This is a genomic window from Flavobacterium gillisiae, from assembly GCF_900107635.1.
GTDB classification, from domain to species: domain Bacteria; phylum Bacteroidota; class Bacteroidia; order Flavobacteriales; family Flavobacteriaceae; genus Flavobacterium; species Flavobacterium gillisiae.
Map to the genome: position 1 here is coordinate 83,405 of NZ_FNRD01000003.1, position 24,809 is coordinate 108,213.

Consider the following 24,809-nt stretch of genomic DNA (forward strand, 5'->3'; position numbering starts at 1 on the left):
TTAGTTATCTAATACAATGATTTTTTAAACACTAGTTACACAAATTTTATTATTACCGAACCACTCCGCAAACTTGTCATTGCTTCGACTGTTCAACTAAAGTCTCGAGTCTGACGAAGGAAGAATCTCATCTTGTTTTTGGGAATTTGAATTCAGTTCTGCGTCATTGCGAGGGACGAAGCAATCTCACCCAGTATGGAGGAGTTTCATTATGAGATTCCTTCGTGCCTCGGAATGACAAATCGTACGGATAAGTTGTGTTTAATTTAAAATTGAGTGATTTATTGTATTCCTATTTCTCTATCTAATCAACATTAACTTGTCATTCTGACGAAGGAAGAATCTCACCCAATATTGAGGAGTTTGACAATGCAGATCGCTCCTTTGTCGAGAAGACAAATCGTACGGATAAGGAATACTTTAATGATTCCGGAGTTTCATTACGAGTAGATTATAAAATTGAAACAGCAAATAGCACCGCATACCAATTGACGGGCCTCAGTCAACACAAACTAACCCAAAAAAAGCCCCCAATATTTCGTGACTGAGGGCTTTTTTTCGGCTAGTTTGTTAAGTGTTAGCAGTTGTTTTTATTTCATAATTTCTCTTTTAGATAGCCATTTGATCGCTATTTCAGGATATACAAGCTTGAGAGCTGATTCTATTTCAATATGAAATTCCTCTTCATTTTCAACAAAAGTTGCACTATAAAATGAATATCTAACTGTGTTCTCAAAAATATATGGTTCTTTTGGGTCTACAAAAGGTTTTAAGGATTCAATTGCTTGGTAAATTACCCAAGGATATGGTCTAATATGTCTGTGCATATGATGATTAATCCAGATATTTATCCATTCAATTTCAGTCCAATTAACTGCTTTAGAGTATTTAACAGTTTTAAGTTCTTTTGAAAGTTTAATCAATGAATTTAGACCAATGTTTTTACCTTTACTTGTTGCATAATCAATACCTAATAGTCCTCTTATTCTGTTTTCTAAAGATAATCTTAAAGAGTATATAACTAAAAGATCTGTGTTGTAATTATTCTGATTTTGTTCTCTTATTTGATGGGAGTTAAACAATATTGTAGCAATGTTAAAATGAATAGCGGAAGGTAAAGTGTTTGTACTTAAAATAATGAAACTAACATCTTCATTATCGTCTAAATTTCTTATGTATTTTGAAATATCTGCAATTACTATTTTGATTTGTCCTTCTGAATAATTTCCTATTATTGAAAGTAGATATTCCGATGCATTTTGTATATGACATCTGGACATTAAACTATCTTCTGTATCTTTCCATTTAACTTTAAACGCATTTTGTTTTCTGCAAATGCCAGTAAGTGTCTTTCCTCCAATATTTTGAAAATACTTAATAAGCAATTCAATATTTTCTTTTGTTGAATTGGTGTAAGCGGATTTCAAATAGGTTGTTTTGTTCATCTGCGGATTTTTAAAATGACTGCCAACTTCTATATAAATCAAATATACACCTCTTTTTGAATTTAATATTAACAAATTTAAGGTTTTTCTTATTTATAAAAAGGCCGTTGCATTTAATTTTCTTTCGATACAGCAATTCAAAAAAGATAGACCCTTTTAAAAAATAATTAAACTATACCGTGCCGTATTTGAAAAAAGAGTTACTTTAGTATCTTGGATTTTTATCCCAGATAGAAGCGGTATCTCCCGAATTAGAAAAACAAGGCATTGGCCGTAGTTTTTGTTATCGGGAATATAGCGGATAGCTGGATAAGGCTCCAGAAAATAATAGTTAATAATACAATACGAATATGAGATTAGAAGATTTTGACAATGACGAGGATAAAGTAATCCAAGATAAATTAAAGCAAAAAAACTGGAATGAGATCCGGACTAATGACAGCTGGGCGATTTTTAAAATTATGGCCGAGTTTGTAAACGGTTATGAAAATATGGGACGTATAGGTCCGTGTGTGTCCATTTTTGGATCGGCACGAACTAAGCCAGAAGACCCGTATTATTTACTTGCCGAAAAAATAGCCTACAAAATTAGTAAAGCCGGTTACGGTGTTATTACTGGCGGAGGCCCCGGGATTATGGAAGCCGGTAATAAAGGTGCACATCTGGGCGGTGGAACTTCGGTAGGATTGAATATTGTATTGCCGTTTGAGCAGCATTTCAATCCGTACATTGACGGCGATAAAAACCTGAATTTTGATTATTTCTTTGTTCGAAAAGTAATGTTTGTAAAATATTCTCAAGGATTTGTGGTTATGCCTGGTGGATTTGGGACTTTGGATGAATTGTTTGAAGCGATGACGTTGATTCAGACAAAAAAAATCGCAAAATTCCCTATTATACTGGTAGGAACTGAATTTTGGTCAGGCTTAATCGAATGGGTAAAAAAAGTGTTAATCGAAAGAGAACACACGGTAAGCCCCGAAGATTTGAACCTGATGAAGATTGTGGATACCGAAGACGAAGTGGTCGATGTTTTAGATACTTTCTACAAAAAGTACAATTTGAAACCCAATTTTTAATAAAGAAAGCTGTTTTTACGAACAGCTTTTTTTATGCCTTCTTCAAAAAATAGTTCCTTTTGTATCCAAATAAATGTATATTGTGCTTCCCTAACTAGTTGAATTAAAAGTTGAAACCATTTTATAAAATTGCAATCTGTACTTTAGTTTTATTGACCTCAATAAAACAATATGCCCAGCACCATTCCCAAATGTTTGTGGAAGTCAATGCTGTCGATAAGACTATGAATATCCAGCAGGAATTGACCTTTTTTAACGAATCGAATGATACGCTGACTTCACTGGTTTTGAATGATTGGAATAACGCCTACGCTGACGTTAACACGCCTTTAGCAAGACGGTTTTCGGACGAATTTTATCGTGGTTTCCATTTGGCTAAAGAAGACGAACGTGGCAGCACTAAAAATATAACGATTATTGATGCCGACAAATTATTCCTTTCCTGGGAAACAACGGCTGAAAATCCGGATATCATTAGGGTGCAATTAAGAGAGAAACTCGCGCCTAATGAGAAAATAAAGTTGCGTCTTACCTATACAGTAAAAATTCCAAGTGATAAGTTCACCAAATTTGGTTACAATGCCGATGGTGGTATGAATCTAAAAACATGGTACCTCACTCCTGCCCGCTATGAAAACCATGCTTTTATAAAATACAGCAATGCCAATTTAGACGATATTGCCAATGCGGTTTCTGATATTGATATCGATTTAAAAGTGGCCAAAAGTTTAGAAGTAACCACTGATTTAAACAGCGAGGAAGCGATTCAAAAGGACAGTTATTCCATTTATAAACTATCAGGAAAAAACAGGACTAATTTCAGTCTATATATAGAACCTAAATCTAGTTTTTATAGCTATAAAACCAAAGCGCTAGAGGTTGTGACTAATTTAAAAGAAGATAAAGTCAGCCTAAAGCAACAAGCCTATGCTATTGATTGTATCGTTAATTATGTAGATGGTTTAATAGGGAAATACCCATTTGATAAAATTGTGGTTTCTCAAACTGATTATGAACGAAATCCATTTTATGGTTTAAATCAACTGCCATCGTTCATCAGGCCGTTTTCGGATGAGTTCACCTTTGAGATTAAATTTCTAAAAACCTACTTAAATGCCTATCTAAAAAACAGTTTACGACTAGACAACAGGAAAGACAGCTGGATTTATGATGGAATTCAAGTCTATGTTATGATGAAATACATAGAGCAGAATCACCCCAACACCAAGATGCTGGGTAGCGCCTCTACCTTTCTATTATTGAAAAGCTACAATTTGACCAATTTAGATTTTAACGAGCAATACAGCTATTTCTATATGCTAATGGCTAGAAAAAATCTAGATCAGCCACTGGGCGATCCAAAAAATTCTCTTATCAAATTCAACGAACAAATCGCAAGTAAATATCGTGCTGGATTAAGTTTTAGGTATCTTGACAACTATCTCGGAAATGGTATTGTTACAAACAGTATTCGCGAATTTTATGATGAGAACAAAGAGAAACAGGTCTCCAGAAATGATTTTGAAGCCATTTTAAAAACAAATTCTAGCAAGAATATCAATTGGTTTTTTAAAACAATTATTGATTCCCGTGAAATCATTGATTTTAAATTTGCTGACGTAGAAAAATCGAAAGACAGTGTTTCGTTTACCCTTAAAAATAAAACAGGAGTGATTGTTCCTGTTCCTGTCTATGGAATTAATAAAGGTGAAATTGTATTTAAAAAATGGTTAGCCCCACAAGAACCCGACAGTGTATTTACTTTCGAAAGAAAAAATGCCGATAAAATCGTTTTAAATTATAAGAATGAAGTTCCTGAATACAATTTAAGAAACAACTGGAAATCGTTAAAGTCTTTTTTTCCAAACAATCGTCCCGTAAAATTTGTGTTCATGAAGGATCTTGAGGACCCATACTATAATCAGGTTTTATATGTCCCTACCCTCACCTACAATTTATATGATGGATTGTCACCAGGAATGCGTCTTCATAACAAAACGATTTTAGATAAACCTTTTACCTTTGATGTGAATCCGGCCTATTCAACAAATGCAAAATCATTTTCAGGCTCCGGTTTTGTTGTTGTCAATCAAAATTACAGAAACAGCGCACTCTATAATGTACGCTATTCACTTTCGGGTGCGTATTTTCATTATGCACCAGATGCTGCCTATTCAAAAATTAATCCGATGGTGCAGATAAAAATCAGGGAAGATGACATTAGAGACAACAAAAAACAGTTAATACTGCTGCGTCAAGTAATCGTGAGCAGAGAAAAGAGTGATATCGTTATTGACAATTCCACAGAAAACTATTCTGTTTTCAATGCGAAATACTTCAATACCACGACAGAGATTACTAATCACTTCAGCTTTTCTACCGACCTACAAATAGCATCGAGGTTTGGAAAAACTGCTGCAGAAATAGAATACAGACAACTATTCGAAAATAACCGTCAGATCAACTTGCGCTTTTATGCCGGTACTTTTCTATACAACAAAACCAATTCTGATTTTTTCAGCTTTGCCTTAGACCGTCCTACCGATTATTTATTTGACTATGGCTATTATGGAAGATCAGAAAGCAGTGGCTTTTTTAGCCAGCAGTTAATCGTGGCTGAGGGTGGTTTTAAATCAAAACTGAATACGCCTTACGCTAATCAATGGATGACTACTATGAATGCGAGTTATACACTGTGGAATTGGATCGAATTATACGGTGACGCTGGACTATTGAAAAATAAATACCAAAGCGAGAAATTTGTATATGATAGTGGTATCCGCTTGAATTTGGTTCCAGACTATTTTGAAATGTACCTACCTATCTATTCCTCCAATGGTTGGGAAATTGGCCAAGATAAATACAATGAAAAAATTCGTTTTGTAATTACTTTATCTCCAAAAATATTAATCAATTTATTTAATCGAAAATGGTTTTAATCTAAAGCATTACTACTTTTTCATTATGTTATTCTTGATTTAAAAGCAATTAATTTCCGAATATGTAAATTATAGATATATTTAAAGCGAATTAATTGATAATAATTAAATTATATTTCTTTCACTGTATTATGATAATACATAGTTTTTAAGTAAATTTGTCTCATTAAGTGATACTTTTCAACTATGATAAAAGAAAAAACCAATACTACATTGACATTCGAAGATTTTAAAACCGAAGTGTTGAACGACTATAGAATCGCTATGATAAGTAGAGAGTGTAGTTTATTAGGGCGTAGAGAGGTATTGACCGGAAAGGCAAAGTTCGGAATTTTTGGTGATGGAAAGGAAGTGCCGCAATTAGCGATGGCTAAATTTTTCAAAAATGGTGACTTCCGTTCTGGATATTATCGTGACCAAACTTTTATGATGGCCATAGGTCAAATGACGGTTGAACAATTTTTTGCAGGACTATATGGTAATTCAAATATAGAACAAGACCCTATGTCTGCAGGTAGGCAAATGGGAGGTCATTTTGCTACTCATAGCTTGAATGAAGACGGTTCTTGGAAAGACTTAACAAAACAAAAAAATTCGAGTGCTGACATTTCTCCTACAGCAGGACAAATGCCTAGATTACTAGGACTTGCACAGGCATCAAAAATATACAGACAAGTTAAAGGAATACCCAACAAAGATAATTTCTCGAATGAAGGAAATGAAATTGCTTGGGGAACCATTGGAAACGCTAGTACCTCAGAAGGATTGTTTTTTGAAACAATTAATGCTGCAGGTGTTTTGCAAGTACCAATGATAATAAGTGTTTGGGATGATGAATATGGTATTTCAGTTCATGCAAAACATCAGACTACCAAAGAGAACATTTCAGAAATTCTAAAAGGATATCAAAGAAATGACACTGAAAAAGGATATGAAATCCTTAGAGTAAAAGGATGGGATTATACCGATCTTATTGCTACCTATGAGAAAGCATCCACTATTTCACGCGAACAACATGTTCCTGTGCTAATACATGTAAATGAACTGACTCAACCTCAAGGGCATTCTACCTCTGGATCACATGAAAGGTACAAAGATGGAGATCGCCTTGCGTGGGAAAGAGATTTCGACTGTATCAGACAGATGAAATTATGGATGATTGCAATTAACATCGCTTCTCCTGAAGAATTAGATGAAATAGATGCAAGCGCTAAAAAAGAAGTGCTAGCAGGTAAAAAAGCGGCATGGAGTGCTTTTATTGAACCTATTGTTGAAGAACAAAAAGAGTTGATTTCATTACTACAAAAAATTGCAAATTCAAGTAATCATAAAGAAGCGATACTAAAATATGCTTCGAGCTTAAGCAGTGTAAAAGACCCAATAAGAAAGGAAATTCTAATTGCAGCACGTAAATCTTTGCGCCTTATCGTTAATGAAGGCGGAAAAACCGAATTGTCAAATTGGATTACTTCTTATACTAAGAAAAATCAAGAAAAATTTAGCAGTCATTTATATTCTGATTCTGATTTAAATGTCTTCTCCGTAAAACAAGTTTTACCGCAATATGCTGAAGACGCAAAAGAGGATACAGACGGCAGAATGATTTTACGTGATAATTTTGATGCTATATTTACAAAATACCCTGAGACCTTAATTTTTGGAGAAGATGCAGGAGCCATTGGTGATGTAAACCAAGGTTTAGAGGGTATGCAGGAAAAATACGGTGCGCTACGCGTTGCTGATGTTGGAATACGTGAAGCTACGATTATAGGACAAGGTATTGGAATGGCGTTAAGAGGTTTACGACCGATTGCTGAAATTCAATATCTAGACTACCTATTGTACGCTATACAAATAATGAGTGATGATTTGGCAACCCTACAATACAGAACAGTAGGAAAGCAAAAAGCACCATTAATTATCCGTACAAGAGGGCATCGTCTGGAAGGAATATGGCACTCTGGTTCTCCTATGGGAATGATCATCAATGCTATTAGAGGGATTCATGTGTTAGTTCCAAGAGACATGACAAAAGCAGCAGGTTTTTACAATTCACTGTTGGAATGTGATGAACCGGCTTTAGTAATCGAATGTTTAAACGGATACCGCTTAAAAGAGAAAAAACCACTTAATTATGGTGAATTCAAGACCCCGATTGGTGTTGTTGAAACGATGAAAGAAGGTGCTGATATTACTTTAGTTTCTTATGGTTCTACACTAAGATTAGTGGAACAAGCTGCTCAAGAACTTCTTGAAGTAGGTATTGACTGTGAGATTATAGATGTACAATCTTTGCTTCCATTTGACATTAATCATGACCTTGTAAAAAGTATAGCTAAAACAAATCGTCTTTTAGTAATTGACGAAGACGTTCCTGGTGGAGCTTCTGCTTATATTTTACAACAAATTCTTGAGCAACAAGATGGTTATAATTATTTAGATAGCAAACCGCAAACCTTAACTTCAAAAGCACACAGACCATCTTATGGAACTGATGGTGACTATTTTTCTAAACCATCTGCAGAAGATATTTTCGAAAAAGTATATGCTATGATGAATGAGGTAAACCCATCAACATATCCCAATTTATATTAAAAAATAATACTGTACTAAAAAATTCCGACTGCTAAGCAGTTGGAATTTTTTTATAATAATAAAAACAGTATATTGTCAACTAATTAGTTACAAACTTAAATACAATAAACATGAAAAAAATAACAATGTTCATAGGTGTATTGTCAGTTATGGCAATCGTTTCTTGTAAGGAAAAAGAAGAAACTCCAGACACGACAACTAACCAAACTATTGAAGTTACTACAGAAGCTCCTCAAGCTGAAGAAAATCCTGATGGTACTTCTATTAGCGTAGGAACAGATGGCGTTGATGTAAGCACTAAAAACGGTGAAAACAAAACAAGCGTAAATGTTTCTGAAGGTGAAGCAAAAGTTGAAATTAAAAAATAATAATATTTTTTAAAGTTAAAATTATAAAGCCAATCTGGATTCGTTCAGTTGGCTTTTTTTATACTATTGAAAACACAAAATAGCAATAAATGACAAGTTTAGAAACCGTTTTAAGAAATACCCAAGACGTTAAAGTAATAGCTGACTCTATCAGTTTAAATCAATATGTCGCTTTGGATTTATCCGTTTTAAATCATAATCTACCTAAGGAATCATTAGCAAATTCAGCTGATTTTGAAAAATACATTGAAAGTTACTTGACTTCAAACAATGCAAAAGTTGCTTATGGCGGTTATAATGAAGAAAGAAATCTTTATAAGCGAAGCACTATATTTAAAGATGAGGAGACAGAGGAACGAAACATACATATTGGTTTAGATTTGTGGATAAAAGCTGGAACGCCCATTTTATCTGCTCTTGATGGCAAAATCCACAGTTTTTATTTCAATGCAGGTTTTGGCGACTATGGTCCCACCATCATTTTAGAACACCATATCGAAAATGAAACATTTTATACTTTATATGGACATTTATCGTTGGATAGTTTAGAGAATATAGAAATTGGCACTGTTTATAAAAAAGGGCAACAAATAGGTTTATTAGGAGATTCAGCTGTGAATGGTGATTATTCTCCACATCTGCATTTTCAAATTATAAAAAACATAGGAACTAATTTTGGTGACTACCCTGGAGTTTGCACAAAAAGCGACTTGAGTTTTTATTTAGACAATTGCCCTGATCCTAACTTATTATTAAAAATAACATCTTAGAAATGAAAAAAGTAATCCTCCTACTAAGCTTAATTGTACTTATTGGATGTAAGTCAAAAAAACCTGATACACCAACTGAGGTAAAACCAGAAGAAGTTAAAATCATGAAATTAGCTGTCGCCAAAGTTGACGCTAATCTAAAGACAAAATCGTACGAATTAGGGAAACGAATTTTAATGACTTGCAACACTTCTAAGTTTAAACCCTTTAATCAAAGTGAAGCGACACAATCTGTAATCGACAACATAACATTGGAAAAGTTATCAAAGACCTGTGCTAAATTCAGACAGCGCTATGGTGCTTTTAAAGACCTTAAATTAATGGAAGTGTATAAAGAAAATACGGCTAATATTACTATTTTTCGCTATAAAGCACTCTATACAAAGGCTGTGGCCAATAAAGAACTTCGTGTTTACATGAATAACCAAAATAAAGTAGCCGCAATAAAATCTATGGACTGGAATGATGTTTTCGAACGAAAACTATTCACAGATACTGATACAGATACTGAGTAGCTCGTACTGGCTCGCATTTCTAAAATAATCCAAATAGAAAATGACTTAATTTCATTTTCTATTTGGATTATTTGCTTCTAATTCTAAGCTAATAGTATAATTAGCACTACTTCCCTATCTCCAGATTTTTAACATATTGCTGAAAGCTTCTACATTTTCAATTATCTGACAAACAGCGTTAAAGCCTAATACGCGCCTACAAACCTCTACTATAAATAAATACGTGTTAAAATTTATGGATTAATTAATAGTGGTGTCTTTTTCTTTTAACGTTTAGTTGCGACAAATCGAGTGAATTTCGTATTAATTTTATCAAACAAAATTTAATCTTTAAGAATGCTGATTAAAAAATTTCGGAATAGATACTGTATTTCTACTTATCTCAAATCACAGTATCTGTTTCTACTTATTTTAGTTCAGCATAAGCAAGATTAAATCTATTTTAATTAATAAAAAATAAATTTATGTCTATTCAAACAACAAATCCTGCCACAAACAAAGTAGTTAAATCATTCGAAGAAATGACTGATGAACAAGTTCAAGCCGCAATCGAAAAATCAAACAATACTTTTCAGGAATGGAAAAAAACTTCTTATGATGATCGCGCAAAAGTCTTGCATAAAGTAGCTGCTTTGATGCGAGAACGAAAAACCGATTTAGCTAAGCTAATTACCCTTGAAATGGGAAAAATACTATCACAAGCAGAATGGGAAGTCAATTTAAGTGCTGACATATTAGATTACTATGCCGATAATGGAGCTGCCTTTCTTGCCGATAAAAAACTAAACCCTGAATCTGGTGAAGCTTTTATTCGAAATACTCCTGTAGGTGTTCTATTTGGCGTTATGCCTTGGAACTTTCCCTTTTATCAGGTAGTACGATTTGCTGCTCCAAACATCATGGTAGGAAACACCATATTATTAAAACATGCCTCGATTGTACCACAATGTGGTGTTGCAATAGAGGAATTATTTAAAGAAGCAAAAGCCCCAGAAGGATTATACATCAATTTGATGATTTCAGGCAAGCGAAGTACAGCATTAGTAAGTGATGATCGAATCAAAGGAGTGTCTCTAACGGGTAGCGAAGGAGCCGGATCAAGCATCGCTGAAGCGGCAGGTAAAAATTTAAAAAAATCAGTACTTGAATTAGGTGGTAGTGATGCCTTTATAATTCTAGAAGATGCGGATATTGATACTGCTGTTGAAATGGCTATTGCGGGGAGATTTAGTAATACTGGACAGAGCTGCGTTGCTTCAAAAAGGTTTATTGCCGTAGGCACTATAGCAGATGAGTTTTTAGAAAAATTTGCAGATAAAGTTGCGGCTCTTAAAGTAGGTGATCCAATGGATCCTACTACACAAGTTGGACCGCTAAGTAGTGAAGAAGCATTAGTCAATATATTAGATCAGGTGAAACGATTTGAAAAAGCAGGTGCTACAATTTTAGTTGGTGGTAAAAGAGCATTTGATACCGGTGCCTTTATGCAGCCTACAATTTTAACTAATCTAAAACGTGGAGTTCCTACTTTTCAGGAAGAGTTATTTGGCCCCGTAGCTTCTTTTTACAAAGTTGGAAATGAACAAGAAGCGATAGACCTTGCCAATGATTCGCCTTTTGGTTTAGGAGGTTCTATCTTTACTAAAGACACAAAACGAGCCATACAATTAGCCGATCAAATTGATAGCGGAATGGTTTTCATCAACCAACCTACAGCGACACAACCAGATTTACCTTTTGGAGGAACTAAAGGTTCAGGCTACGGACGTGAATTATCTGAACTCGGAATTCATGAGTTTGTGAACAAAAAACTAATTAGGATAAGCTAACAACATAATAATGTGTTAATTAGCACCCATTTATAAAATAGAGTAATCCTTTTTAAGTTTTAGAAGAAGTGATTTCAATCTCTATCTCACAATTTAAAGTAAAAGAACATGACGACAAGACAAATTATATTGCAATCAAGACCTGTGGGGACACCTACATTACAGAATTTTAAACTTGAAAATACCACATTAGATCAACTACAGCCTGGAGAAGTCCTGCTAAAAGGATTGTATTACTCAGTTGATCCTTATATGCGCGGCCGAATGAATGATGCCAAGTCATATGTAGCTCCCTTTAAGATAAACGAACCTTTGGATGGTGGTGTCGTAGCTACTATTATAGTAAGTAAATCAGATAATTTTAAAGTAGGTGACACCGTAGTAGGAAGATTTCCATGGAAAGAAATGTTTGTATCAAAAGATGACGTTCTACAAAAGGTAGATACAAATGTACCCGAGTTGAGCTACTACTTAAGCATACTCGGCATGACCGGTTTAACCGCTTATTTTGGGTTGATGGATATTTGCAAGCCTAAAGCAGGTGAAACTGTAGTCGTATCCGGAGCTGCAGGAGCTGTAGGAATGGTTGTAGGACAAATTGCTAAATTACAAGGCTGCCACGTGGTAGGAATCGCAGGTACAGATGAAAAAGCCAAAACATTAATTGAAGACTTTGGTTTTGATCAAGTAATCAATTATAAAACAACCAAGGATATTTATAAATCTGTAAAAGAAGCTTGTCCCAATGGTGTAGATGCCTATTTTGATAATGTAGGCGGAGAAATTTCGGACGCCGTTATTAGTGCCATTAATTTTCATGCCCGAATCGCTTTATGCGGACAGATATCCTTATACAATAGTAAAGAAACACCTATGGGGCCTAGAATACAACCTATGTTATTAACAAGGAGCGTTTTAATGCAGGGCTTCATCGTTAGTAATTACCAAGATAGATTTCCTGAAGGGATGAAACATTTATCGAGTTGGGTTAAAGAAGGAAAACTAAAATTCACCCAAACAATTGAAGAAGGTTTTGATCAATTACCTACGGCATTACTCGGTTTGTTTGAAGGTGCAAATACCGGAAAAATGATCGTCAAAGCTTAAATTATAAGGAACAATCAAAGGTTAGGAACAAGCCGTTAGCAGTATTATTTTAATACAGCTAATGGCTTCTTTCTTTTGTTATTTGAAAATCAATTCTCACTTCCACACTGGACATTTATACCATTATACCCTTACAAAATAAATAACGACACAACATCCATAATTTAAGAACACCAACCAATTATAGATAATTATTACCTATTTTTGATGCGAGAAAAAGCAAAATAATCTGTGAATTATACAACTAATTTATAAATTATATAACTCTTTTTGAATAAAAAAGTGCAAATTTTACACAATCAGTTAAAAAAACAAACAATTTGAAGTTATATATCAAATACATGGTCAGCAATCGCTGTAAATTAGCAGTTAAAGAGGAATTAAAAAAACTTGGCTTGCATTTTATCGTTGTTGATTTAGGAGAAGTAGACGTCATGGAAAACATTTCATTGGCACAAAGAGAACTACTTAAAGCGGGACTGCTTAGTGCAGGTTTTGAACTGATGGATGATAAAAAATCTATGCTTATAGAAAAAATTAAGAATGTAATTATTCAAATGGTTCACCATTCAGATGAAGTTATCAAAGTTAATTTTTCTATTTATTTAAGTGAGAAACTGAATCACGATTATACTTATTTATCCAACCTATTCTCTGAAGTACAAGGAACTACAATTGAGCACTTTATCATTTCTCATAAAACAGAACGAGTTAAGGAATTGATAATTTACGGAGAACACAATATCACTGAAATTGCATGGAAAATGGGTTATAGCAGTGTAGCACATTTATCAAGTCAGTTTAAGAAAGTAACTGGACTCTCCCCTTCTCACTTTAAAAATTTGAAAGATAAAAGAAGATCTCCTATTGAAGAAATTGGTATAAAAAATCCAAACAATCTAAATTAAGTTTTAATACCACCATGAAATTAATTTCAGAAAAAAGATTTCAACTCTATTATATCCTGGTAGCAATAATATTGACTACTGTTTTGGGTGTTTTCTATTATAATAACCTCAACGTTAAGTCAAGCATTAGCTCAGCGGAACATGCTCAGGAAGTACTACGTAAAAACGATAATGTTCTTTTAGATATTCTTGATATCGAGACTGGAGTAAGAGGGTATATCATCTCTGAAAATGACGTATATCTAGACACGTATAATAATGCTGTAAAAGCAATGAACAAAAACCTGTCGACCTTGTCAGAGCTGACCCGCGAAAATAAGCACCAAAACATTCAGGTCGATTCTTTAAAAATAATGACTGGCAAAAAATTGGTTTTATTGCAAAAAATTATTGATGACAGACCATATGATTTATTGGATGAAAATGAAAAGATCGCTATACTAAAGGATGGTAAAATTATTACCGATGAAATTAAAAGTATCATTGCTAAAATCAATGTTGATGAATACAATGCACTTAAACTAAGAAAAACAGAAAATGAAAATAGTATTCAATATTCGGAAATACTGTTCTTCTTACTTTTAATTTTAATATTTGTTATTTTTACGCTTGTCTTTATTATTGTTAAAAGCTTAAAAGTAAGAAATGACGAATTAGAACTCTTTACTGCTTCCCAAAAATTACTTTCTAATTATTCCCTAAGTCTTATAGAGGCCAGTTTAGACCCGCTAATCACCATCAATATAGATGGTAAGATTACTGATATGAATGAAGCTACTGTTAAAATCACTGGTGTTAAACGCGAAGAATTAATAGGATCTGATTTCTTTAATTATTTTACGCACCCTAATATGGCACGTGAGGTATATGAAGAAGTATTTGCAAAAGGTTTTGTAATTGACTCTCCACTTACTCTTTGTGACAAAGGCGGAAAATTAACTGATGTATTATTTAACGGATCTGTTTATAAAAATGATGTCGGGAAGGTATTAGGAGTTGTAATAGTTGCCCGCGATGTAACAAAGCAAAAGCAAGCAGCTTTGTATACCCGTAGTATACTTGAGGCAAGTTTAGATCCTCTAGTTACTATTAATGCCGAAGGGCAGATTACTGACGTAAATCATGCATTAATAGCTGTAACCGGTATTCAACGAGAAAATTTAATAGGAACAGACTTTTCTATTTATTTTACCGAACCAGAAAGAGCAAGACAAGCTTATATTCAAGTATTTGAACAAAGTTTTGTTTCTGATTACGCTTTGACGATAAAACATCTAAATGGAAAATTAACAGATGTATTATACAATGCTTCTGTGTATAAAGATGATAAAGGAGAAGTCCTTGGTGTATTTGCAGCCGCAAGAGATGTGACCGCACAAAAATTACTTTCTAATTATTCGCTTAGTCTTATTGAAGCAAGTCGTGATCCATTGGTTACGATTAGTATCCAAGGAAAGATTACCGATATGAATGAAGCGACGATCAAGATCACTGGCATGGAGCGAGAGCTTCTTACTGGTTCTGATTTCTTTGATTATTTTACCGAACCTCAGATGGCCAGAGAAGTATATCAGGAAGTGTTCGCAAAAGGGTCAGTTGCTGACTCTCCGCTTACTCTTCGCCACAAAAGCGGTAAATTAACAGACGTCCTCTTTAACGGATCTGTTTATAAAGATGACCAAGGAAATGTACTTGGTGTTGTTGTAGTAGCAAGAGATATCACAGACCAAAAAATAATTGAGACGGAACTGATAGAAGCTAAAGTATTTGCTGAACTCGCAACAGGAATTGCCGAAGAAGAAAAACGAAATGCTGAAAATGCTACTTTAATTGCCGAAAATGCAGTAAAAGCAAAGCAGCAATTTTTGTCTAATATGAGTCATGAAATTCGAACACCTATGAATGCTATTATTGGCTTCACAAAGGTGGTACTGAAAACAGATTTGACTGTCAAACAAAAAGAGTATCTCGATGCTATTAAAATGAGTGGTGATGCGCTTATTGTACTTATAAATGACATCTTGGATTTAGCAAAAGTAGATGCTGGGAAAATGTCTTTTGAAAAAACACCTTTCAAAATGAGATCATCTATTAAATCGATGCTTCATTTATTCGAAACAAAAATTCAAGAGAAAAATTTAAAACTAGTTAAAGAATACGATTCAAATATACCTATAGTATTAGTTGGGGATCCTATTCGTTTGCATCAAATTATTTTAAATTTGGTTAGTAATGCCGTCAAATTTACATCCGAAGGAAAAATCACTGTTAGTGTACGTTTAATTGATGAAGATTCAGAAAATGTTACTATCGAATTTTCTGTAGCCGATACCGGAATTGGGATTCCAGAAGAAAAATTAGATTCCATATTTGACAACTTCCAACAAGCTTCTAGCGGAACCTCAAGAATTTATGGTGGTACTGGATTAGGATTAGCCATTGTTAAACAATTAGTGGAACCTCAAGGCGGTAGTATCAATGTAATCAGTAAAATTGACGAAGGAACTACTTTCAGTTTTAGATTGAATTTCCAAAAAACAACTGCCGACGCAGAGCTAGAAACGGAAATACTTGAATTAGACAAAGACGCAAAAAACATTAAAGTTTTAGTTGTTGAAGATATTCCTTTGAATCAATTATTGATGAAAACCTTATTGGATGATTTTGGATTCGAACGTGATATTGCCGAAAACGGAAAAATAGCGATTGAAAAACTGCAAAACAATGCTTATGATGTGATCTTAATGGATCTTCAAATGCCTGAAATGAATGGATTTGAAGCTACTGAATATATCAGAACAACAATGAATTCTGATATTCCTATTATTGCATTAACAGCTGATGTTACCACTGTAGATTTAGCTAAATGTAAGGCTGTAGGAATGAATGACTATATCGCAAAACCCGTTGATGAACGATTATTGTACAGCAAAATCGTAGGTATTGTGAGAAAACCATCTTCCAAAAAAGCAAAAGAGATTAAAAAAAATAGTGCATCCAAAAACGAAAAATGTATTGATTTAACATATTTAGAGTCTCGTACTAAATCTAATCCTAAATTAATGATGGAAATGATTGCCGCTTATTTACAACAAACGCGTCCATTAGTCACTGCCCTACAAGAAAGCTTGTTAAACAAAGATTGGGAATTACTTCGGGCCTCAGCACATAAAATGGTACCTTCCTTTTCGATAATGGGTATCAACTCAGAATATGAAGATATGGCTAAAAAAATCCAGAATTACACAGGTGATTTAGAGGATAAAAAGGAAGAAATAGATGATTTAGTCTTGCAACTTTCAAGAGTATGCAATCAAGCTTGTGAAGAATTAGAAATAGAATTTAATAATATAAAAAATAAAAACTGATGAAAAACGAAGGAAAAATAAAACTATTTTTAGTAGATGACGATGCCGTTTTTCTAAAGTCATTAGAAATCGAATTTATTCATCACACTGATTTCATTGTGGAAACATATGCGACTGGTGAACTTTGTCTGGCAAATTTAGACAAAAAACCAGATGTGATCATCCTTGACTACCATTTGGACGGAATTGATAAAAACGCTATGAATGGGATTGAAACCTTAGACAAAATTAAAGATTTTGATCCAGACATTCCAGTGGTAATGCTATCCTCGCAAGATAAAATTGATGTCGCTATTAGTTGTATGCACCATAAAGCTTTTGATTATGTGGTAAAGAGCGAAACGTCTTTCTTGCGACTTCAAAAAAACATTACTGCCTATTTCCATTTTGAAAGAATCGAAAAGGAACTTAATTGGTATATGGCCAGAATGTAATGATCTGATTGATCATACAGCTTAAAAAAATACATTATAAAAGAGCAAAGCCTGTCAAGTGACAGGCTTTGCTCTTTTATACATTAATATAAAAAATCTCCATTTCTTGAAACATGTTAATTGCATAATGTTTAGGCAAATTAACATAACTTCTTTGATAATAATATCATCACATTTGGATAGTGATAATTAATTCACATTTTAAACCCAAATCTATGAAATTAGTAAAAGTAATGCCAATCGTAGCGATGCTATTAGTTGGAGTAATGTCAAGTTGTAGTACAGACATGGATTCCGCAGAGCCAGTGGTCGCAAATTCAACATATGAAGCAACAACTACGACGGCTGCTAAACAATCCACTGACGCCCAGTCGAAAGATTCTCAACTACAAGGAGTAAATCTTGGTGTTGCTGAGAACTTTGCTATTATTTCTAAAACAGGAATTACCGATGTTTACAAATCTGACGTAACAGGAGATGTTGGAGCAAGCCCTATAACAGGTGCTGCCATTCTTTTAAAATGTAATGAAGTAACTGGTACTATATATACAGTTGATGCAGCAGGACCTCTCCCATGTAGAGTAACTAATGCTTCCCGATTGACAACGGCCGTGGGTGACATGCAAACTGCTTACACGGATGCTGCAGGCAGATCTAACCCTGATTTTTTAAATTTAGGAGCGGGAAGTATCGGTGGAAAAACACTTACACCAGGACTCTATACTTGGACAAGTGATCTTTTGATTCCAACGGACATAACAATTTCAGGTAGCTCGACTGATGTATGGATATTTCAAGTTGCCGGAAATCTTGATATGAGTGCTACAGTGAGAATTACCTTAGCCGGAGGTGCTCAAGCCAAAAATATATTTTGGCAAACTGCTGGTGCAGTTACATTAGGAACAACAAGCCATTTTGAGGGAAATATACTTAGTCAAACCGGAATTAATTTAAAAACTGGAGCTTCTATAAACGGAAGAATGTTGGCACAAACAGCGGTAACGCTACAAATGAATACCGTTAATAAACCACAATAAATATTTTAAGATTACTTAAAAGCACCGTATGTCCCCTACTGGCAAACGGTGCTTTTTTTATGTACATCAAGTAGCATTTAAAGAAATCTGTGAATGATGAAACTTTTCATTCAAATTATATAAAACATACTGCCTATAAGAGTTTTATCTTTGATAATAATATAATTACAAATTATCATCATGTCATTAATTAGCATATTGTTAGTTTTAATTGTTATCGGAACTGTTCTTTGGCTGATCAATACTTATGTTCCTATGGATACCACAGTAAAAAATATATTCAATTCCCTAATTGTTATTGTGACTATCATATGGATACTTAATGCGTTTGGGCTTTTCAGTTCTTAAATCAATTGATCCTATCGTCAACAACAGACTATCAAATTTATAAATCTAAAAAATAAAATTATGAATCTTAAAAGAATCTTTGGGGCATTGCTTACAGCCCTTGGTATCGGAGCGTTAATTTATGCTGCAGTATTATTTATGAACACTTCAGGCGGTAATCAAGATATTAAAGCGTTGATAATCTACGGAATACTAGGACTAATATTCTTTTCATCAGGAATAAGCTTAGTTAGAACAACAAAAGACGAATCATAAATAATATTAAAATTTGTCATAGCCTTATTTTTGTTATTTGAGGAATCAATTTCGATCTCATTTATCATAATGAGTACTATGTCAATGACAATTAATTAAAATTGTAAATAAATACAATTTGATATTTAATTTTTGTACGCTATCTTTATATAGGTTTTAAAATCAGATTTTTAAAAAAAAATCTATTTTATCAAATATTTAGTAAACATAAAAAAATGTGTTGTTTTTTGAATTAATTGATAAATATAGATACACCTAGCAATTAGCATTTCACAAAACAGCTACTGTCAAATTTAAACATCAAAAACTTAGAATCGATGAATGCAAAAAACATAGGAATACTAATAATAATTATTGGAGCCATTATGGTATTTTATACCGGATTTAATTATGTGACGACTGAAAAAGTACTAGACATAGGGCCTATAGAAATAAACAAACAACAAAATCATCCTGTACAATGGTCCCCAATTCTTGGTGTAGTACTAATCATGGGAGGTGTTGTGCTTGTAGTAAAAGACAAGAAATAATTAATTTTAAAGGATATAATCAGTTCAAAGAACTTGTTTATTTCTCTAAATTAATAACCATTACTATTCAAAAACGGTGACAAATTTAGTTTACTGTTTAAAAATAAAATATTGGCATTATGAAACCACAAATTGGCATTACAGAAAATCATTTAGCAAATAGTGTAACATTGCTTTCTTTCGTTTTAGCGGATGGAATGACCTTATATATTAAAACACGAAAATTTCACTGGAATGTTTGTGGCGAAAGTTTCATGGAAATACATAAATTGTTTGAAAACCAATACAAACAATTAGAAGAAAGTATCGATGAAATTGCAGAACGCATCAACAAACTTGGAGGAAAAACAATTGGAACCATGGCTGAGTTCTCGCAGCTTACAAACCTTAAGGAATCCCCAAACAAATACCCCTCTCAAAAAGAAATGTTGACCGAGTTATTAAATGATCATGAAACGGTCATTGTATCACTGCGCAAGGGAATCGAAGTATCTGAAAAGGAAAATAAAGATATTGGTACTGCTGATTTTCTAACAGGAATGTTACAAGAACACGAAACAATAGCTTGGATATTAAGACGATATTTAAGCTAAATAATATATATTTCAATCCTTTATATTTATTGAAGCCTTGTAATGGGAATCAGTTTTATTAAGGATTTGAGTTACTATACCTCTTATATAATTTTATTAAACACCTAATACTATCAAAAATGAAAAAAACTACTTTTAATGTAATAACAAAAAACCTGATTTTAGGTTTATTTGTAATCATGCTAACAGCATCCTTTACTTCTTGCTCGAAAAAGGTCGCTTTCCAAACTTCAACTATTGTTCCTGCCGCCCGTGGTGATGTCAAAGTAACAAAAGATGAGAACAAGAACTACCTAATCCAAATTAAACTGGAGAACCTAGCAGAAGTTAAAAGACTTGATTCATCAAAAGAGGCTTATGTCGTTTGGATGGAAACAGAAGATTCGATGGTTAAAAATATTGGTCAGATAAAAAGCGATTCAAAATTTTTATCTTCTAAATTGAAAGCTACATTCGAAACAGTTACTCCATTGAAGCCTACAAAAATCTTCATAACTGCCGAAAATGATTCGGAAGTGCAGTATCCTAATAATCAAATAATACTTACTACAGGAAATATGTAGTGTTTTGAAAAAATACTACATACTAGAAACAATATAAAAATGGTTGTCGCTTTTTTTATTTAAGCTTAAAAAAAGAGCACAATTTCAATGATTTTTTTTGGTTTGGTTTGGTTAAAGGGTTGCAGTAAAATGCAACCCTTTTTTACGTCTCGCGTTTTTTACTTTCGAATAAAATGAAAACATAGCATGCTAAAATGTGAATATTACAATTTATTAAAAAAGTTATATAACAGTTTAAATACCTTAAATACCGACCTTTATCACTTAAACTATTTTATTCAAAATGCAATTCAAAACAAAAGATACGACCAAACTATTATCCGCAACTTTTACCTCTTGGAACGATAAAGATCCATTTAGACAAAGCGCCGTTATTGCCTACTATGCTATATTTAGCATACCAGGACTTTTAGTACTGGTTATCTCTATCGCTGGTTATTTCTTTGGCAACGACGTTGTAAATCGAAATATCTTAGAACAAATTTCGAGTACGATGGGCTCAGAAACATCGATTCAGATTAGTCAAATTCTAATTAAATCTACTGAATCAAAATCTACCATCTGGGGATCTATAATTGGAGTTGTTATCTTACTTGTGGGAGCAACAGGTGTATTTGTGGAATTGCAGAAATCGCTAAACTTCATTTGGCATGTGGAAGTAATACCTAAAAAAGGAATCTTCACTATCCTGAAAGCGAGACTATTTTCATTTGGATTAATATTAGCCATCGCTTTTTTGCTTCTGGTTTCTCTTGTTGTCAGTACGGCCCTGTCCAGTATGGCCGATTGGATTAAAGTATATTCTAACGATTCTACGATTGCCTTTTTCAACGTATTAAACTTTATATTTTCTTTTGCGGTGATATCGGTACTTTTTGCATTAATGTTTAAAATTTTACCAGATGCTAAAATAAAGTGGAAGCATGTTTGGCTAGGATCTATCGTGACGGGAATTCTATTTACGGTTGGTAAAACGATATTGGCTTTTTATTTCAGTACGGCAAATCCCGCATCAGTTTATGGAGTTGCCGGTTCTGTAATTTTAATATTATTATGGGTTTCATACTCATCGATGATTCTGTTTTTTGGTGCTGAATTTACGGCGGCTTACGCCAAATTTTATAATGGTGTCATTCCTCCCACCGCAATTGCAAAAAAGGACTCATCCAACAACAAAGAAATATAATTGCATTTTTCTGATATGCTACTTCAAATCATCTCTTTTTTATAATGAATTAGCAGCCAATTACCATTAATTAACTAAAACCCAACCAAATTTAACTCCATCACAATTTTATCCTTTACCTAATAACATATGTAAATTACATAAGCTTATACAAAAGTTGTGTAACATGATTTAAGATTAAAATACTGAATTTTAACTTATTACGAACAATGAAATTCTAATATTATTTTTTAGTTTTTCATTAAACAAATAAACATCATGAAAAGAGTAAAAAAATTAGGAGTATGGATGGATCATTCTATTGCATATTTAATGGAATTCACAAACAATCCTTTTGAGATTAAAACAATTGAATCTGAATTAACTGAAGATAACAACCAACTGATTCTTTCAAAAAAATCCGAAGCATTAATTAATATGGACCAACATACTTTATATGCCTATTATAACAAAATAGGTGAAGCAATTAAAAACTACAAACAAATCGTACTTTTTGGCCCAGCTGATGCAAAAATCGAATTATTTGATGTTTTAAGCGAAGACCACCGTTTTGTCAAAATAAAAGTTGAAATAAAAGAAACGGACAAAATGAGCGTAAATCAACAGCATGCCTTTATCAATAAATATTTTGCCGAAAACTAGCTTCTCAATAAATATACTAAGTGTATTTTAAAATCAATATTTAGAATTAGTACTCCAAAATTGATAAAAAAAGAACTACTTATTTCCTTTCCATAACAAAACTGTGAAAAACACAAATTTATTCACAAATTATGCAACACAAATTATTTAGACAATAGAGACATTTGCTCTATGGTAAGTGCTATATAGCATTAATTTAAAAATTAAAATAATGGATAAAGAAAAATCAATTACCGTATTAAATTCATTTATTATAATTAATAATGCCCGTATCAAAAGATATAAAAAGGCCTCAAAAGATACCGAAAAATCGTATTTAAAAAAAGTATTTACCAATTTTCAAATAACAAGTCAACGATGTAAAACTGAACTTAAAAAAGAAATTATAAAGTTAGGTGGAACTCCTGTTGAAGACAGAACCCATAATAGATCTATTCATAATTTTTGGTTTAATCTTAAAAACATATTTATACATAAGGATCTAAATGACGTACTATATTCCTGTGAAAGAAATGAAACAATTGTAATGCAATCCTATTATGAAGCGATTTACAACAATTTTGGATCTCTTTCAAATAAGCAGCAAATAATGTTAAATGATCAATATTTACTTATAAATGTTGATCACGATAAAATGAAGTCTTTTCAAAGTGCTTTTTAATGCAACACAAAATTTATTCTCAAGACAAAACAATTAAATATTATACAAAATTACTGAACGTACTAATTATTAACCTTTATAAAATATGAAGCTTTGAACGTTTATCTAAAAAATGTATTCACTGATGTGGGTAATGTAACATTATTTACATCAAAGTTTTTCAAAGAGGTTTTCTCTCCCCCATATGAATTCAAAGAGTTCATGAAACAATGTTATATTATAGGGTACAAATCGATTCCCTTAGTAGCTATAACAGGTTTTATAATGGGATTAGTACTAACTCTTCAATCTCGCCCTACCCTAGCTAAATTTGGCGCTGAATCTTGGTTACCTGGTATGGTGGCACTTTCATTGATTAGAGAAATTGCACCCGTTATCACCGCGTTAATTTGTGCTGGTAAAATTTCATCCGGAATAGGTGCTGAGTTGGGTTCGATGAAAGTAACAGAACAAATAGATGCTATGGAAGTAGCGGCAATTAATCCGTTCAAATACCTAGTAGTGACTAGAATTCTAGCGACAACACTTATGGTTCCACTACTAGTAATATTTGCTGATGGAATTGGTATGCTCGGTGGTTATATTGGTATAAATATGCATGGAGACGTGAGTCTTTTTCGCTATATCTCTAAAGTATTTGATTCTCTAGCATTTGTAGATATAATTCCGGCGACAATCAAAACATTCTTCTTTGGTTTTTTTATTGGAATGATTGGTTGTTACAAAGGATTCAATGCTGAAAATGGAACAGCAAGTGTGGGACAAGCTGCAAATTCAGCCGTTGTAACAGCATCACTAACTATTTTCATCATCGACATGTTAGCCGTTCAATTAACTGATTTACTTTTTTAAAATGGAACAAGAAGCAAAAACTATACTTCCTCAAGTTACTAGTGAAGAAAAAGTACCTGTTATAGAAATTAACGGACTTGTGAAGACCTTTGGCGAAAACAATCATGTTCTAAAAGGTATAAACCTGTCTTTAAATAAAGGAGAAGATCTAGTCATATTAGGAAGATCTGGTTCTGGGAAGTCAATAACAATAAAATGTATCGTGGGACTTGTTGTACCCGATGAAGGTGAGATCAAAGTATTTGGTCAAAATGTATTAAACTTGGTCACTCATCAACTTAATGAAGTTCGAATTAGAATTGGATTCTTATTTCAAAATTCCGCTTTATATGATTCGATGACCGTTAAGCAAAATCTAGCATTCACCTTAAAACGTCATGCTTCTGATTTAACATCTCAAGAAATAGAAACGCATATTAACGCAGTCTTAGAAAGCGTGGGTTTGGCAGAAGCCATAAATAAAATGCCCTCAGAATTATCGGGAGGAATGCGCAAAAGAATCGCTCTTGCCCGTACCCTTATTTTAAAACCTGAGATTATCCTTTACGATGAACCTACTACTGGTCTCGATACCATTACATCAAGAGAAATAAGCGAGTTAATTTTGGATCTTAAGAAAAAGAACAACACTTCTTCCATTATTATCACACATGATATGGCTTGTGCAAAACTTACGGCAGACCGCATTATCATTCTCAAGGATGGAGTAATCCATGCGGAAGGCAGTTATCAAGAATTAGAAGAGAGTGAAGATCAATGGGTCCGCTCCTTTTTTATATAGTTAT

Annotated in this window: 23 protein-coding genes; 22 read left to right on the top strand and 1 reads right to left on the bottom strand. The window is 33.3% G+C overall.

Features of this window, described 5'->3' with window-relative positions; translation table 11 throughout:
* Positions 1-590: 590 nt before the first annotated feature.
* Positions 591-1,445 carry a hypothetical protein gene (locus BLV35_RS05565; RefSeq protein ID WP_143031840.1) on the bottom strand — a complete coding sequence of 285 codons (855 nt, stop codon included), beginning with the start codon at positions 1,443-1,445 and terminating at the stop codon, positions 591-593.
* A 350-nt stretch (positions 1,446-1,795) separates the two neighbouring features.
* Between BLV35_RS05565 and BLV35_RS05570 the strand changes: the two genes are divergently transcribed.
* The 22 genes from BLV35_RS05570 (at position 1,796) to BLV35_RS05670 (ending at position 24,805) form a co-directional block, all read left to right on the top strand.
* Entirely contained in the window at positions 1,796-2,524 is a 729-nt protein-coding gene (locus BLV35_RS05570; RefSeq protein ID WP_091086026.1) for an LOG family protein, read from the top strand.
* 191 nt (positions 2,525-2,715) lie between these two features.
* Positions 2,716-5,463 carry a gluzincin family metallopeptidase gene (locus BLV35_RS05575; protein ID WP_176980585.1) on the top strand — a complete coding sequence of 916 codons (2,748 nt, stop codon included), beginning with the start codon at positions 2,716-2,718 and terminating at the stop codon, positions 5,461-5,463.
* 186 nt (positions 5,464-5,649) lie between these two features.
* Positions 5,650-8,058 (top strand): alpha-ketoacid dehydrogenase subunit alpha/beta, encoded by a 2,409-nt coding sequence (locus BLV35_RS05580; RefSeq protein WP_091086033.1) that lies wholly within the window; start codon positions 5,650-5,652, stop codon positions 8,056-8,058.
* A gap of 110 nt (positions 8,059-8,168) precedes the next feature.
* Entirely contained in the window at positions 8,169-8,426 is a 258-nt protein-coding gene (locus tag BLV35_RS05585; RefSeq protein ID WP_091086037.1) for a hypothetical protein, read from the top strand.
* 89 nt (positions 8,427-8,515) lie between these two features.
* A complete protein-coding gene (locus tag BLV35_RS05590; protein ID WP_091086040.1) occupies positions 8,516-9,196 on the top strand; it encodes a peptidoglycan DD-metalloendopeptidase family protein in 681 nt (226 codons plus the stop codon).
* Between the two features lie 2 nt (positions 9,197-9,198).
* Positions 9,199-9,711 (top strand): hypothetical protein, encoded by a 513-nt coding sequence (locus BLV35_RS05595; RefSeq protein WP_091086044.1) that lies wholly within the window; start codon positions 9,199-9,201, stop codon positions 9,709-9,711.
* A gap of 464 nt (positions 9,712-10,175) precedes the next feature.
* Positions 10,176-11,540 carry an NAD-dependent succinate-semialdehyde dehydrogenase gene (locus BLV35_RS05600; RefSeq protein ID WP_091086047.1) on the top strand — a complete coding sequence of 455 codons (1,365 nt, stop codon included), beginning with the start codon at positions 10,176-10,178 and terminating at the stop codon, positions 11,538-11,540.
* Between the two features lie 108 nt (positions 11,541-11,648).
* A complete protein-coding gene (locus BLV35_RS05605; protein ID WP_091086050.1) occupies positions 11,649-12,647 on the top strand; it encodes an NADP-dependent oxidoreductase in 999 nt (332 codons plus the stop codon).
* Positions 12,648-12,988: 341 nt separating this feature from the next.
* Positions 12,989-13,555, top strand: coding sequence for a helix-turn-helix domain-containing protein (locus BLV35_RS05610; protein WP_091086054.1), 567 nt, complete (start codon positions 12,989-12,991; stop codon positions 13,553-13,555).
* A 14-nt stretch (positions 13,556-13,569) separates the two neighbouring features.
* Positions 13,570-16,923: a PAS domain S-box protein gene (locus BLV35_RS05615; protein WP_091086059.1), complete on the top strand. Its 3,354-nt coding sequence runs from the start codon at positions 13,570-13,572 to the stop codon at positions 16,921-16,923.
* The gene (locus tag BLV35_RS05620; protein WP_091086062.1) at positions 16,923-17,357 is read left to right on the top strand and encodes a response regulator; all 435 of its coding nucleotides are present in this window, start codon (positions 16,923-16,925) and stop codon (positions 17,355-17,357) included. Before BLV35_RS05615 ends, BLV35_RS05620 begins: the two co-directional genes overlap by 1 nt.
* Before the next feature lie 215 nt (positions 17,358-17,572).
* Positions 17,573-18,394, top strand: coding sequence for an ice-binding protein (locus BLV35_RS05625; RefSeq protein WP_091086066.1), 822 nt, complete (start codon positions 17,573-17,575; stop codon positions 18,392-18,394).
* A gap of 180 nt (positions 18,395-18,574) precedes the next feature.
* On the top strand, positions 18,575-18,742 hold the full coding sequence (locus BLV35_RS19695) for a Thivi_2564 family membrane protein (RefSeq protein ID WP_317040161.1): 168 nt from the start codon (positions 18,575-18,577) through the stop codon (positions 18,740-18,742).
* 60 nt (positions 18,743-18,802) lie between these two features.
* Entirely contained in the window at positions 18,803-18,997 is a 195-nt protein-coding gene (locus BLV35_RS05630) for a hypothetical protein (RefSeq protein WP_091086069.1), read from the top strand.
* Between the two features lie 317 nt (positions 18,998-19,314).
* The gene (locus BLV35_RS05635) at positions 19,315-19,527 is read left to right on the top strand and encodes a hypothetical protein (RefSeq protein ID WP_091086074.1); all 213 of its coding nucleotides are present in this window, start codon (positions 19,315-19,317) and stop codon (positions 19,525-19,527) included.
* 119 nt (positions 19,528-19,646) lie between these two features.
* Positions 19,647-20,120: a Dps family protein gene (locus tag BLV35_RS05640; protein WP_091086077.1), complete on the top strand. Its 474-nt coding sequence runs from the start codon at positions 19,647-19,649 to the stop codon at positions 20,118-20,120.
* Positions 20,121-20,239: 119 nt separating this feature from the next.
* Positions 20,240-20,683, top strand: coding sequence for a hypothetical protein (locus tag BLV35_RS05645; RefSeq protein WP_091086080.1), 444 nt, complete (start codon positions 20,240-20,242; stop codon positions 20,681-20,683).
* A gap of 283 nt (positions 20,684-20,966) precedes the next feature.
* Positions 20,967-21,869: a YihY/virulence factor BrkB family protein gene (locus tag BLV35_RS05650; protein WP_091086083.1), complete on the top strand. Its 903-nt coding sequence runs from the start codon at positions 20,967-20,969 to the stop codon at positions 21,867-21,869.
* Between the two features lie 258 nt (positions 21,870-22,127).
* Positions 22,128-22,511: a hypothetical protein gene (locus tag BLV35_RS05655; RefSeq protein ID WP_091086086.1), complete on the top strand. Its 384-nt coding sequence runs from the start codon at positions 22,128-22,130 to the stop codon at positions 22,509-22,511.
* Between the two features lie 211 nt (positions 22,512-22,722).
* Positions 22,723-23,172, top strand: a complete 450-nt coding sequence (locus BLV35_RS05660) for a PA2169 family four-helix-bundle protein (RefSeq protein WP_091086089.1) — start codon at positions 22,723-22,725, stop codon at positions 23,170-23,172.
* A gap of 93 nt (positions 23,173-23,265) precedes the next feature.
* On the top strand, positions 23,266-24,024 hold the full coding sequence (locus BLV35_RS05665; protein ID WP_091086093.1) for an MlaE family ABC transporter permease: 759 nt from the start codon (positions 23,266-23,268) through the stop codon (positions 24,022-24,024).
* A 1-nt stretch (position 24,025) separates the two neighbouring features.
* On the top strand, positions 24,026-24,805 hold the full coding sequence (locus tag BLV35_RS05670; RefSeq protein WP_091086096.1) for an ABC transporter ATP-binding protein: 780 nt from the start codon (positions 24,026-24,028) through the stop codon (positions 24,803-24,805).
* Positions 24,806-24,809 lie beyond the last annotated feature (4 nt).

What these genes read in the sequence shown, in the direction of transcription:
- BLV35_RS05565 (WP_143031840.1), bottom strand. Translation starts at nt 1,445, where the DNA reads ATGAACAAAACAACCTATTTGAAATCCGCTTACACCAATTCAACAAAA.
- BLV35_RS05570 (WP_091086026.1), top strand. Translation starts at nt 1,796, where the DNA reads ATGAGATTAGAAGATTTTGACAATGACGAGGATAAAGTAATCCAAGAT.
- BLV35_RS05575 (WP_176980585.1), top strand. Translation starts at nt 2,716, where the DNA reads ATGTTTGTGGAAGTCAATGCTGTCGATAAGACTATGAATATCCAGCAG.
- BLV35_RS05580 (WP_091086033.1), top strand. Translation starts at nt 5,650, where the DNA reads ATGATAAAAGAAAAAACCAATACTACATTGACATTCGAAGATTTTAAA.
- BLV35_RS05585 (WP_091086037.1), top strand. Translation starts at nt 8,169, where the DNA reads ATGAAAAAAATAACAATGTTCATAGGTGTATTGTCAGTTATGGCAATC.
- BLV35_RS05590 (WP_091086040.1), top strand. Translation starts at nt 8,516, where the DNA reads ATGACAAGTTTAGAAACCGTTTTAAGAAATACCCAAGACGTTAAAGTA.
- BLV35_RS05595 (WP_091086044.1), top strand. Translation starts at nt 9,199, where the DNA reads ATGAAAAAAGTAATCCTCCTACTAAGCTTAATTGTACTTATTGGATGT.
- BLV35_RS05600 (WP_091086047.1), top strand. Translation starts at nt 10,176, where the DNA reads ATGTCTATTCAAACAACAAATCCTGCCACAAACAAAGTAGTTAAATCA.
- BLV35_RS05605 (WP_091086050.1), top strand. Translation starts at nt 11,649, where the DNA reads ATGACGACAAGACAAATTATATTGCAATCAAGACCTGTGGGGACACCT.
- BLV35_RS05610 (WP_091086054.1), top strand. Translation starts at nt 12,989, where the DNA reads ATGGTCAGCAATCGCTGTAAATTAGCAGTTAAAGAGGAATTAAAAAAA.
- BLV35_RS05615 (WP_091086059.1), top strand. Translation starts at nt 13,570, where the DNA reads ATGAAATTAATTTCAGAAAAAAGATTTCAACTCTATTATATCCTGGTA.
- BLV35_RS05620 (WP_091086062.1), top strand. Translation starts at nt 16,923, where the DNA reads ATGAAAAACGAAGGAAAAATAAAACTATTTTTAGTAGATGACGATGCC.
- BLV35_RS05625 (WP_091086066.1), top strand. Translation starts at nt 17,573, where the DNA reads ATGAAATTAGTAAAAGTAATGCCAATCGTAGCGATGCTATTAGTTGGA.
- BLV35_RS19695 (WP_317040161.1), top strand. Translation starts at nt 18,575, where the DNA reads ATGTCATTAATTAGCATATTGTTAGTTTTAATTGTTATCGGAACTGTT.
- BLV35_RS05630 (WP_091086069.1), top strand. Translation starts at nt 18,803, where the DNA reads ATGAATCTTAAAAGAATCTTTGGGGCATTGCTTACAGCCCTTGGTATC.
- BLV35_RS05635 (WP_091086074.1), top strand. Translation starts at nt 19,315, where the DNA reads ATGAATGCAAAAAACATAGGAATACTAATAATAATTATTGGAGCCATT.
- BLV35_RS05640 (WP_091086077.1), top strand. Translation starts at nt 19,647, where the DNA reads ATGAAACCACAAATTGGCATTACAGAAAATCATTTAGCAAATAGTGTA.
- BLV35_RS05645 (WP_091086080.1), top strand. Translation starts at nt 20,240, where the DNA reads ATGAAAAAAACTACTTTTAATGTAATAACAAAAAACCTGATTTTAGGT.
- BLV35_RS05650 (WP_091086083.1), top strand. Translation starts at nt 20,967, where the DNA reads ATGCAATTCAAAACAAAAGATACGACCAAACTATTATCCGCAACTTTT.
- BLV35_RS05655 (WP_091086086.1), top strand. Translation starts at nt 22,128, where the DNA reads ATGAAAAGAGTAAAAAAATTAGGAGTATGGATGGATCATTCTATTGCA.
- BLV35_RS05660 (WP_091086089.1), top strand. Translation starts at nt 22,723, where the DNA reads ATGGATAAAGAAAAATCAATTACCGTATTAAATTCATTTATTATAATT.
- BLV35_RS05670 (WP_091086096.1), top strand. Translation starts at nt 24,026, where the DNA reads ATGGAACAAGAAGCAAAAACTATACTTCCTCAAGTTACTAGTGAAGAA.